We start from the raw sequence: 12503 nt of genomic DNA, 5'->3' as shown, positions 1-12503 counted from the left end.
TGAGTGCTGAGTGCTGAGTGCTGAGTGCTGAGTGCTGAGTGCTGAGTGCTGAGTGCTGAGTGCAGTGGGAGCGATAATTTTAAAGGTGTTTGACCTCCAAACTGAACGATGACACCTACAGGGTTTTCGGCTTCGATAATATTGAGAACATCCTCTAACGTTAATGGCTCAAAATATAACCTATCACTCGTGTCATAGTCTGTAGATACTGTTTCGGGGTTGGAGTTAACCATTATTGTCTCGAAACCTGCTCCTTTCAAAGCATAAGCTGCATGACAACAACAATAATCAAACTCAATACCCTGCCCAATACGGTTTGGTCCACCTCCCAAAATCATTACTTTGGGTTTATCAGTGGGCATTATTTCGCTTTCTTCTTCGTAAGTCGAGTAATGATATGGTGTAAAGGCTTCAAATTCAGCAGCACAGGTATCTACTGTTTTGTAAACTGGAATCACTCCTAACTGCTTACGGTACGCTCGCACTTGGTCTTCACTAGTTTTAGTGGCAAAAGCTATTTGTCTATCGCTAAATCCCTGCCGTTTTACTTCATACAATTGCTCTAAAGTCAACTGCTGTAAAGGCGTGCGCTTCAGGAATTTTTCAACGTCAAGGATAGACTGCATCTTATCGAGAAACCAGGGGTCAATTCCCGTCAGTTCAAAAATATCCTCGGTACTCATTCCTAGTAGCATCGCATGACGCAAAGCAAAAATTCTTTCAGGGTTAGGAGTCCGAAGCTGCGCGCGTATTTGCTCACCGCTGGGAAGTTTCTCGTGTTTATCACATCCCCAACCCGCGCGTCCTGTTTCTAAAGAACGCAGTGCTTTTTGAAAAGACTCGTTAAAAGTACGTCCAATAGCCATTGCTTCCCCAACAGATTTCATTTGGGTAGTTAACACAGGTTCGGAGCCAGGAAATTTTTCAAAGGCAAAGCGAGGAATTTTTGTTACTACATAATCTATAGTCGGTTCAAACGAAGCGGGAGTTTGCTTCGTGATGTCATTTTTAATTTCATCAAGCGTATAACCAACTGCGAGTTTTGCCGCCATTTTCGCTATTGGGAAACCAGTTGCTTTGGAAGCAAGTGCCGAAGACCGAGAAACGCGCGGGTTCATTTCGATTACAATAACTTCACCATTAACAGGGTTGACGGCAAACTGAATATTAGAGCCACCCGTTTCTACACCAATTTCTCGAATAATCTTAATCGCCATATCCCTCAACCGTTGATATTCTTTATCGGTGAGGGTTTGCGCTGGGGCAACAGTTATAGAGTCTCCAGTATGGATACCCATTGGGTCGAGGTTTTCAATCGAGCAAATAATCACTACATTATCTGCCAAGTCGCGCATGACTTCTAGTTCGTACTCTTTCCACCCCAACAGTGACTGGTCAATGAGAATTTGCGACACAGGGGATGCGTCAATACCCCCTTGTGCCATTTCCGCAAACTCTTCTTCGTTATAGCTAATACCTCCACCCGTACCGCCCATTGTAAAAGCTGGACGGATAATTAAAGGATAAGTACCAATTCGACGCGCGATAATTTTAGCTTCTTCCAACGTTGAAGCAGTTCCACTAGGGCAAACATCCACCCCAATCTTCGCCATTGCTTCATTAAACAGCTTTCTGTCTTCAGCTTTTTCAATCGCTGGTAGCTTGGCGCCAATCAACTCAACATTATATCTATCTAAAACCCCATTTTTTGCCAATGCCACAGCGATATTTAGCGCAGTTTGTCCTCCCATCGTTGGTAGCAAAGCATCAGGACGTTCCTTAGCAATAACTTTTTCGACCAACCCAGGTGTTAGCGGTTCAATATAAGTACGGTTCGCTGTTTCTGGGTCTGTCATAATAGTGGCTGGGTTTGAGTTTACCAGTACTACTTCATAACCTTCCTCGCGTAGTGATTTACAAGCTTGAGTTCCCGAATAATCAAACTCACAAGCTTGTCCAATAACGATAGGACCAGAACCGAGGAGCAATATTTTTTTGAGGTCGTTGCGGCGAGGCATAGTGTTGGAGTACGAGAATACAAATCCAGAATATTGTACACGGATTGTTATCGATGCCACGGATGTGACGCCAGTGCAGTTAGCAAAAAAGGCAGGAAGATAATTATATCTCCTCTGCCTCTTTGAGTTCTATGTCAAGAAATTATGATTAAACTTTATAAAGACACAGCTAGTTGCTGGATTGGACAAATCCTAAAGTTAAACTATCTTTAGCTAAGAAGTGGGCTAAATGATAAGCTCTTTCTTCGGTTTTTAGTAGAATTTGTTCATAAAGATGTCTTGTACCACGGTCACCTAGGCTTTCGGCTTGCGAAGCTTGGCGCCGAATTAAAGAAATCATTGTTTGTTCTGCTTTGAGGTCATGTTCTACCATTTGACGGCAAGAAAATACACCATCGGGTTCTTGCTCGAAGCAGCATAGCTCTGCTAACTTCGCGAGGTTTGCCACTGGTACACCACCTAGACCATCCAAGCGTTCGCCGATGTCATGAACATGTCCTTGAACTTGTTCATAGCTTTCATTAAAGAACTCATGTAACGAGTAAAATTCGGCGCCTTCAACTACAAAATGATGCTTTTGATACTGTAAGTAAAGTGCTTGAAAACTAGCTAAAGCAACATTAAATCCTTCACAAACAGGAGTTGTTACACTTTTATCTAGCAATACAGGATTGTCATAAACATCACCAAAGTTGCGTAAAATTGTTTGTGTATCAGACATGTGTTTTCCTCCGTTGGAAGTGAGCAATTATAGTCAATAACCGCTTGGTCATTACATCTTAGCACTCATATTTCTGTATAGCCGCATAGTTAATATTAAGTAGTTTTGATTTTTGTGAAAAATGACTTTAAATATCTCAAATGCCCCCTTGTAGCTTATATCTTGCACCTTGATTTTTGCATGTAATATTAATTGCTAAATCTATAACTATGCTCCTACCCGCATAGGGTTAAAACCCATATGCTAATAGCTTAAGTCCATTAAAATGGACTGAATATAAATGTAACATTAATAACATTTTATTATAAAATTAAGAATTAATACGTAGAGGTGCAAGATATCAGGTAGCATAGGCATCCTGCCTGTGCATCTCAAAAGTAATGATATTATTCTTACGACTTACTTGTACTAACTAGCACCTAAATCTCACAATGGCTGTCAACGAGCAAAAATCTCCCGAAGAAAAAAACCTATTCAACAACCTAAAAAACATTTTCCATAATATTAGGCGCCACAGTTTGGCTTGGACTATTGGCGCCAGTATACTGATACTATTTGCGTCTAGCAGTATACGCCATATTTTATTTCAATCAACTGCCTTTGATTTAGGAATCTTTGACCAAGGCGTTTATTTAATTAGTCAAGGCAAAGTTCCATTCTCAACGTACATGGGATATCACATCCTTGGCGACCATGCAGCTTTAATATGGTATCCCTTAGCATTACTTTACAAAATCTACCCTAGCGTTTACTGGTTATTTGCTGTACAGGCTTTAGCTTTAGCAATAGGCGCCTTACCAGTTTGGCATTTAGCTCGTCAAGCTGGGTTACAAAATGTTGCGACAACCCTAGCTGCTGTTTACTTGCTGTATCCCCAGATATTTAATGTCAACCTGTTCGACTTTCACCCCGAAGTTATCGCTTTACCGATGCTATTTACAGCAGTGTGGTGCGCGCGCGCTGGGAAGTTTTGGTATTTTTGCCTCAGTGTGATTGTTGTATTAATGTGTAAAGCAGTATTATCTCTTACTGTTGTGGGGATGGGAATTTGGCTATTATTTTTTGAAAAACGCTCTAAAGAAGGCGCCGTGGCTATTACTATGGGTATTGCTTGGTTTATCATCGCGTCTGGGGTAATTGTACCTGCTTTCAGCGGTAAACAAGCAGCAGCAGTTGGACGATATAGTTTTTTAGGCAATTCTGTCTGGGAAATTGCTATAAACTTAACAACCAAGCCACAAATAGTTTTAGGAAGAATTTTTACCTTAGATAATTTAGGATATTTAGTATTACTTACAGCACCGTTAATTTGGGGACTATCATTAGTTGGCGCCGCACCGTTAGTAGGTGCAATTCCTTGTGTAGCACTAAATATAATCACTGATTACCAACCACAAAAAGATTTAGTTCATCAGTACTCAGTTCCAGCAGTGCCATTCCTAATATTAGCGGTAATAGCAACGTTGGCAGCAGGGAAAGGCTGGGTACGTAGTCAACGCGGCATAATTATTTGGTCGCTAATTGGATTTTTACTATTAGCAAAGTTTACTTACTTTGGTGATAGATATTTAGATAAACTTGACACATGGCAAGCAACAAGAGAAGCAATTTCCCAGGTTAAGTCACAAGCAAGCGTCCTGACCACAGCTTCAATATCACCTCATCTCAGTCATCGTCAAGTCATTAATCTAGCATACAAAGAGCAACCTTTTGCAGATGCTATTAAGTATAATTATATACTTTTAGATGTTCGTCATCCGGGATGGGGAAATGATACTGAATCTGCGCGGCGCCTGGTGGAGCAACTTAAAAATCGCGGTGAATATAAATTAACTTATCAAAATACAGACGTATATTTGTTCCATAAGAACTGATAAAGACCCTCTGGCAACGGATTTTAAACGGATGTAACAGATGGTAAATTTGAATTAACTAATGTTCTGTGTCATTAATTTTGGGGAGTTACCACAGATTTTGATCCCCCTAGCCCCCCTTAATAAGGCTACCGTGTACACACAACTTTTTGGCATCGGGAGCAGGGAAGCATTGGATGTTTTTGGAGGACAGAAATGGAAGAAGTGGGGAAATTGAGGAACTATTCTTCGAGACTTTTACATCAGATGAGAATCAAATTTGCTTCTTTTTGCTTCTTATTCCTCCTCCCCTCCCTACATCCGAAGCCTTAAAAGCAACCCAAGCGCCCCTTTTTTAGACTTGTGTGTACACCGTAGCCTTAATAAGGGGGGGAATAAGAGCAGTTTTAAGCCTCCCTTATTAAAGGGGGTTGGGGGGATTTTATTTTTCAACACACCAAAACTATTGATATGAACCACTAGATTTTGTTTATAACCCAATAAATCATCCGTTACATCCGCTCTCATCCGTTGCCAACTGACCCTGAACCAAAGTGCATTGTGAGAAATATTTTTATTTTTTTTGAAAACTAACTGATAATTATTTGCACTTGTAGTATGCTATTGGGAGGGGCTAACCTACTATGTTTATCAACTAGTGGGGCTGCATAAGTAATATTGCTGGTAAAATTTCTTGCATTTTTTCAGAGGATTTTCGTGAATTTTATTACAGACTCAGAAGTAAAGATAGTAGTTTCGGTAGATTGGACAGACCGCTGGCAGGTTTGTAAACGCTTGCAAGAACTAGAACTTAATTGTTCTTGTGGAATGAACCAGCCACTGACTGTAGAAGTAAGTAATGTTACCGCAGCTATCCAAATATGGAGTGTAGTCCAGCAATATACTGCATCACGTAGCGAATTAATCCGAACTTTAGAGCGATGTTGGTACTGTGATACTTGATTAATATCTGTTTAATACTTGTTAAATATTGGCATTAATAAGGAGGGTTTAAATAATGAGTAAAGTATGTATAGAGGAAGTTTCAGAGTTTTACCTTGAAGGGCGTTTTGTTAAATTTGTCATTAAAGATGGCTATAAGCTCAAGGGTTTGATACTTTCGACGAGTGAGGGTGAGTGCTATGTGAAGTTAGCCAAGCATTTACGAGCTACGTTCGACTGGAAACTGGCGCCTGAGACCAAACTGCAAATAGTTGGCACAAAAAAAGTTTGCTCGAAAACGGGTGAGTATAAATTCAAAGCTGAAAGAGTAATGGCAGCGCGCGCTACAGGGGAAGAATACATTAGTCCTCCACAACCGAATGAACCAGTCAAAAATAAACCAGCGAAACAGACTACTATTTTGATGTGTCAAAAGTCTGATTGTATGAACCGAGGTGGAAAAGCGCTCTGTCATGCATTGCAGCAACAGTTACAAGAGCGTAATCTCGATACCGAAGTTATAATTAAACCTACAGGTTGCATGAAAAACTGTAAGGGTGGACCAAACTTAATCATGCCCGATAAAACTCGCTACAGTCGTATTCAAGCTAAAGATGTATCGGCTTTATTAGATAAATATTTTCCTGTTAGCACTAAAAGTAAAGCTCCTGAACTAGGTGAGGCGCCTGTTAGTGTATTGCGCGTATTTGCGTAATTAATAATATATTATTCGTAGATTTTGATCCCCCAACCCTTTTTTCAAAGGGGGTCAAAAAAAATATCCGTTACATCCGTTGCATCCGTTGCCAATACTACATTTGGTCGAGGCGCCTTCGGATAAAGCTGCTAAGAAAATCAATTACTGTAACAACAACTAGCAGCACGAGCATAAAAGTTGTAGCTTTGTTGTATTCAAATCCGTCGATATAGCTTTTCAACTCAAACCCGATACCACCTGCTCCGACGACACCAAGAACTGAGGCAGCACGAATATTGTATTCAAACATCCAAAGGCTATAACCTAATACTAACGGTAAAACTTGCGGAACAATACCGTATTGGGTAATTTGCCAACGTGAGGCGCCGATAACTTGTAAAGATTCTATAGAACGAGAGTTTACTGCTTCGATAGCTTGTTGATAGAATTTGGCAAGGTAGCCAATAGTGTAAATACTTAATGCTAAAGTCCCAGCAGGGGCGCCGAGTCCGGTAGCTGCAACAAAAATCAATCCTAGAATAATAGAAGGTACAGAACGGACGGCATTTTGTATAAAGTTTGCCAACCATTGCAACCATAATGGTGCAATATTACTAGCGCTGGCTATCGCAATTGGTACTGATATAATTGCTCCAATCGTAGTTCCCCACAGTGACATTTGGATTGTTTGTATGAGAGACTGTACGGCATTAGGCAGAACATCAAGATTGGGTGGGAAAAACCGAGAGATAAAGTCTGTAACGTAGAACCAGCTATTATTTAAAACTTCCGCGTTTATACCAATACCTTCTAGCGACCAAGCATAAACTATAACTAGTAAAACAAGTATAGGGATGAGTAATAAATTACCTATCCATACATGGCGCCTAGTTAAGTTAGTTAGATTTGTTAAATTACTCATCTTTTGATTGCTTGGTTAATTTGAGTAAATTCAGCTTGCAGGTTGTTGCAGGCGCTATTATAAACAACACGTCCCGTATCAAGCACAAGCGCGCGTTGGGCATATTCTGCTGCCATACCTAAATCGTGCAGCACAGTTACAATCGTAATAGAATGCTCACTGTTTAATCGCGCCAAAGTATCCATCACCTGTTTCGCAGCTAGAACATCCAAACCAGTAATTGGTTCATCAGCTAGAAGAATTTGAGGTGACTGTATTAACGCGCGGGCAATAGCAACTCGCTGCTGCTGTCCACCGCTAAGAGAACCTGTACTTTGATACGCATGTTCACGCAGTCCTAATTCATCAAGTAATTGCAACGCTAAACGGTAATCTTGTTTGGGAAACCCAAATAAAGTTTGCCAGGGTTTTCTATATCCCAACCTACCACAAAGGACATTTTCGACTGCACTCAACTGCCGAATTAAACCTCCTCCTTGGAATAACATTCCAACAGTGCGCCGAATTTTGGGCAGTGTTTGCTGAGTCATCACCATATTATTTACACTAATCGTTCCCCGCATAACTGGTGTCAGCCCCACGAAAGAACGTAACAGCGTAGATTTTCCGGCGCCATTTAATCCTAAAAGAGCTACAAACTCACCGCGTTTAATTTCACAGTTGACTTGATTTAATATAGGACGATTCAGCGATTTTACGAAGGCTGTTTCAACTTCACGACATTCTATTACTGTTTCATTCATAGCTAAAGAGTGCTGAGTGCTGAGTGCTGAGTGCTGAGTAACTATTAACTCAGCACTCAGCACTCATAACTTTTTACTTATGGATCAATACCCGCGCGTTTAAGAGCATCACGAACTGGCGCCAAGTGACGGTTGTGGTCTACTTTGACTAGTTCTGTTGAATTGTATAAATTACGCAGCAAACCATTATTTTGACCTTGGTTGAGCTTTAACATCGCGTTGATCAAACGCTCACGCATAGGCGCCGGAACGTCATCATCTATAGCGACACCATGCGCTGGAACTCCGGCTATTTTGTGTAAGATTCGCAGTTGTGACCGCTCTTGGTTAGTTATATAGGGAGGAAACAGAGCATACTCAGACACTGCCGCAACTTCTGCTTGACCACGTAGTACTGCTTGCAAAGCTTTACTATAATTACCACCGTAGCTGACCTGACCGAAAAATTGATTTAAGCTATCACGGTTTGCCACTAACCCTAATTTCACTAGCTCGCTGGTAGGAAAAATAAATCCGGAACCAGAAGTTGGAGATGTAAACGCCATCTTCCGACCTCGCAACTGTTCGAGTGAAGCTTTACTAGAGTTTTTGGTTCTAAGAGGACTGTTGGCAGGAACTACAAAAACTGAATTATATGTAAATCTACCTGAGTAATTATCGCGAACTTCAGCAAGATATAGTTTTGCGTTCGCTAACTGTTCTGCTTTGAGCGCTGGACGACTGCTCAAAAATGCCACATCCGCACGGTTCGCGCGTAATGCTTCTACTGCTGCTGTGTCATCACTTACTTGCGCTCTTATTTGCATTCCTGTTTCCTTGGAAAGAAACGCTGCTACTGCATTTGCTTTATTTTGCAAATCAGTAGAATCTGTACGACTGGGAAAAACTATATTGATAGTTCGATTTTGAGCGATTAAAGTACCTTGAGTTTTATTGACAAGGCTTGCGATAGCTTCTCGACTTCCAGCAGAACTCAACAATCCACCTACTGCTATTACAGCAGCCCCAACGCCTATTAAACCTCTATTCCAAGCCATTTCCTATCCTCTCAATGCAAATTAGTTGCAGTAATATTACGAATTACTCTCAATACCTACGTGTATCAATATTTAATCATTACGTAAGGTAAAGTCAATCAATATAGCCATAGAGCTTTTCTATCGTTTTTATAGGGCACGCTATATGCGCTTATTTGCTTGATACTACACTAAAAACCTATTAGATGATTGTAGATTTAAGTCTTAATATGTATTGCCAAAAGTGGTGTTTATTTGCTAGATAAAACAATAATGTGCAGGAATTTGGATTAATTGGTGGCGCCGATAAGCGATGGTACAGGAAACAGCAATATTAATTGTTAGCGATTTTCCGGAAAATACACACAATATTCAACGTTATTTACAGGAAAACCCAGAATTTACATGCAGAATGTTGCTAGAGAAGTCCACTTGTACTGTAGCGGTGTGTCAAAAAGAACAAGTAAATATAATTTTGCTGGATTCTACATTGTCTGAGTAATGGGTTAGAGTTTTTAGCAAAATTACGAGTATTATTAAGCAATAACTGTCCACCAGTGGTGATACTTGGTGAAAGTGATGTTGCACTAGCAGTTAAAGCAATCAAAAGTGGTGCCGAAGATTATTTAGTCAGCTCAAATAATTCTTATGCATTGTTTTGATATAGCCCAAAACATAATTCGGCGAATCATACGGCAATCTTCCATCGCGTATTACCAAAGTATCAGCATCATCAGTTTGCTGTTCCCTGACCAACTGCTCCTCTGCTGCTAGCATCGCACTTTGTATAATATCACCGCGCGTTTCGGGTGTATTCTCTTTTTTAGCTTTAACAGCTTCGTAAACTAAATTAGTCTTGCTTCCCAAAGGACAAGGAATAGAAGTAGATACAGCTTCAGTATCCCCACCGAAACCCAAAACTCGCCGAATCTTAATGTGACTACAACTTGCTTGTGGTACACTTCTATCTACTACCACAGTACCCACAGCAATAGTTCCAAAAACACCTTAAACAACCTTATCCCCACTTCCACCCACAAGGGCAGCATCTAAACGACGGCGCCCATCAATAAAAATCAGGCGGTTAGGTAATACATCCGCTCTTTGAGAAATAAACCCATTCCAATTACTAGTTTCCACAACAGGGTCAACCTGACTTTCTGTACGTGGCAGAAAATCGCTGATTTGAATTGGCGGTTCATAATCATTAGCCCAAGATTCAATGCGAAAATTATGACTTCGCCAAAACTCACTTACGTTTAAATCATCTCTTACTGACATTACCTATAAGACTACTATTTGATTTTTGAAAAACACGTAGAGTCGCAAATGCTTATAAAATCTAGGTTTTGCTAGGCTATGTATACTTAGATTTTTTCAATAATCAAACAGGATTCCTATATAATCTGGCTTGTGTAAATACACTGTTTTCAATACTACTCAAAATATATCCAAAATGTCCAACGCGCGACCAATAACTTTTGTTAAATTAAAATAACCTCTTCTTCTTCTCTTTCTTTGCGTCCTTTGCGTCTTTGCGGTTTATTCTCCTCCACCTTATGTTTAACCCAACCCCTGAAACAGAAGCAGCAAGTCCAGAAACAGAGCAAACGCGCTTACAAGAATTAGCCCTCACAAGTATTGAACTCGCGCGTATAGTTGCAAGCAACCTAAATGCGGCGCCAGAATTATTAGTACATTTAGCTGATAGTGGAGACAAACAAACACGTCAAAACATTGTCAGCAACCCGAATACACCAACGAATTTGCTATTAAAATTAGGAGCAGAATTTCCACAGGAATTAATAGATAATCCAATTTTTTCACTGCTAATGCTAGAAAATCCGAATCTGGTAGAAGAAATGCCAGCACCGACATTAGCTAGTTTACTCAAAATAGATGTGGCGCCACCTGGATGGACGTTTGCAGCAGCAAAACATGATGATATAGAAGTACTAATTAGATTAATTAACAATCCGGATACGCCGAAAGAAGCATTAAAAATACTTACAAATAGAACAGATTATGATAATCGAGTTATTCAAACTGCGAGACTTCACGTAAATTTACAAAAACAAACAAATCAAGATTGGCAAAAAGCAGCATATGAGGAACTCAAAGACCATAGTTACTTAAATCATGACCGTTCTAAAGAAGAAGCATTATGGGAAATTGGAATAATACCCGAAAACTTATTTACAGCATTAGATGAACAAGTTAGAGATAGTATAATTGACAACTTCAGTTCAAGACGTATATGTGATATAACTGCAATAGCTAATGTAGATAATATTTTTTATCAAGAAAGAATTTTATATATTCATGCATCAAATTATCAAACACATTCTGAAATTATAGAACATATTTTCAATAGTGAATTCAAAATTATTTCTAGTAAACGTATCAACAAAGCGATTGCTGATAACCCCAATACCCCTGTAAATATTTTAGAAAATTTAGTAGGAATTGAAGGAGAAGTTAGACTAAAAGTCTTTTTGAATCCGAAAACACCCTTGCAGTTACTATTAAAAATATTTGAATACGAGTTTTCTGTGAAGTCTATAAACAAATATCAAAGGCACAGTGATGAATTTCAAAGAATTGCGAAACTGGCTCATAATCAAACACTAAATCCTTTGTATACTGCAGGAATTTATGTAATTTTAGCAGGTCATCCTAATACCCCAAGTCAAGTTATTTCAGATTTAATTAAATATAGTAGAAGTGTAATTAATTATGAAAAAGAAACCAAAGAAAAAATAATTCACAAAATAAGTTTTTTGGTCGCTCAAAATTCTCGAACACCACTTGAAACCTTAGAATACCTACTTGAAAACAGCGTGCGAGAGATTCGAGAAGCAGTTGTTACTAATTTAAAAACAAAACAAATTAAAGATGACCCACAACTACAAGACTTTTTAATTGAGTGGAAAACAGTGCAAAATCTGAATACAACAGCAGAGCAACTTCAGCAACTTGCCACCAGCAAATGGTTACATATTCGTGAAGCAGTAGTTTATCATCCTAATAGCACCGAAACTATTTTAGAACAAATGGCGCAAGATGAACGTATTGCTGTTCGCCTTGCAATTGCACAAAATATAAAAACACCTGTCACAGCATTTCTATATTTAATCAAACAATCAAATCCAGAAATACTGCTCGCTATTGCAGAACATCCAAACACACCATTATCTGTTCTAGAAGAAATAATTAATCACCGTCTAAAATATCAATATGCGAGAAAAGCAGCAATTGTAAACTTATTCCAGCGTTTTCCAGAACAGGCGCCTCAAGCTTTAGTAAATTATGTAGAATCTAGTCGTGCAACTTCAACAAAACTATTCTTACTTTTACATCCCATTGCACCACAAAATTATCTTGCAAAATATGTATCTTCGCCAAACTGGCGCCTGCGTTATGCCGTAGCGCAAAACCCAAATACACCTTCTCACATTCGCGAACAGCTAATTAACGATGCTAACTGGATTGTGCGCGCGGCTGCAAGGGCAAATCTGATCCCCCCAACCCCCCTTAATAAGCTACGGTGTACACACAAGTCTTAATAAGGGTGCTTCGGGGGCTTTGGGG

Annotated in this window: 11 protein-coding genes; 4 read left to right on the top strand and 7 right to left on the bottom strand. The window is 39.6% G+C overall.

Features of this window, described 5'->3' with window-relative positions; all coding sequences use genetic code 11:
• Positions 1-2018, bottom strand: a 2018-nt coding sequence (carB, locus tag AC2JBO_RS36525) for a carbamoyl-phosphate synthase large subunit (protein ID WP_496958532.1), incomplete at its 3' end; no start/stop codon positions are given.
• Positions 2019-2187: 169 nt separating this feature from the next.
• Complete coding sequence (dpsA, locus tag AC2JBO_RS36520) at positions 2188-2739, bottom strand: DNA starvation/stress protection protein DpsA (protein ID WP_496958531.1); 552 nt, start codon at positions 2737-2739, stop codon at positions 2188-2190.
• A 431-nt stretch (positions 2740-3170) separates the two neighbouring features.
• Between dpsA and AC2JBO_RS36515 the strand changes: the two genes are divergently transcribed.
• The 3 genes from AC2JBO_RS36515 (at position 3171) to AC2JBO_RS36505 (ending at position 6249) form a co-directional block, all read left to right on the top strand.
• Positions 3171-4613, top strand: coding sequence for a DUF2079 domain-containing protein (locus AC2JBO_RS36515; RefSeq protein ID WP_496958530.1), 1443 nt, complete (start codon positions 3171-3173; stop codon positions 4611-4613).
• Between the two features lie 696 nt (positions 4614-5309).
• Positions 5310-5555 carry an Asr1405/Asl0597 family protein gene (locus AC2JBO_RS36510; RefSeq protein ID WP_496958529.1) on the top strand — a complete coding sequence of 82 codons (246 nt, stop codon included), beginning with the start codon at positions 5310-5312 and terminating at the stop codon, positions 5553-5555.
• 55 nt (positions 5556-5610) lie between these two features.
• Positions 5611-6249, top strand: coding sequence for a (2Fe-2S) ferredoxin domain-containing protein (locus AC2JBO_RS36505; RefSeq protein WP_496958528.1), 639 nt, complete (start codon positions 5611-5613; stop codon positions 6247-6249).
• A 97-nt stretch (positions 6250-6346) separates the two neighbouring features.
• On the opposite strand, the gene phnE is transcribed toward AC2JBO_RS36505, so the two are convergent.
• From phnE to AC2JBO_RS36480, 5 genes are all read right to left on the bottom strand, one after another.
• The gene (phnE, locus tag AC2JBO_RS36500) at positions 6347-7153 is read right to left on the bottom strand and encodes a phosphonate ABC transporter, permease protein PhnE (RefSeq protein WP_496958527.1); all 807 of its coding nucleotides are present in this window, start codon (positions 7151-7153) and stop codon (positions 6347-6349) included.
• Entirely contained in the window at positions 7150-7896 is a 747-nt protein-coding gene (locus AC2JBO_RS36495; RefSeq protein WP_496958533.1) for a phosphonate ABC transporter ATP-binding protein, read from the bottom strand. Before AC2JBO_RS36495 ends, phnE begins: the two co-directional genes overlap by 4 nt.
• A 77-nt stretch (positions 7897-7973) precedes the next feature.
• Positions 7974-8933, bottom strand: a complete 960-nt coding sequence (locus tag AC2JBO_RS36490) for a phosphate/phosphite/phosphonate ABC transporter substrate-binding protein (protein WP_496958526.1) — start codon at positions 8931-8933, stop codon at positions 7974-7976.
• 609 nt (positions 8934-9542) lie between these two features.
• Entirely contained in the window at positions 9543-9899 is a 357-nt protein-coding gene (locus tag AC2JBO_RS36485) for a hypothetical protein (protein ID WP_496958525.1), read from the bottom strand.
• 21 nt (positions 9900-9920) lie between these two features.
• Entirely contained in the window at positions 9921-10193 is a 273-nt protein-coding gene (locus tag AC2JBO_RS36480; RefSeq protein ID WP_496958524.1) for a hypothetical protein, read from the bottom strand.
• Positions 10194-10471: 278 nt separating this feature from the next.
• On the opposite strand from AC2JBO_RS36480, the gene AC2JBO_RS36475 reads away from it, so the two are divergent.
• Positions 10472-12478, top strand: coding sequence for a variant leucine-rich repeat-containing protein (locus tag AC2JBO_RS36475; protein ID WP_496958523.1), 2007 nt, complete (start codon positions 10472-10474; stop codon positions 12476-12478).
• Positions 12479-12503: the final 25 nt, after the last annotated feature.

It is taken from the genome of Calothrix sp. CBUCES-K 9914 (genome assembly GCF_059640475.1).
The sequence above is the reverse complement of the archived record's forward strand: the minus strand, read 5'-3'. Positions and strand labels throughout refer to the sequence as shown.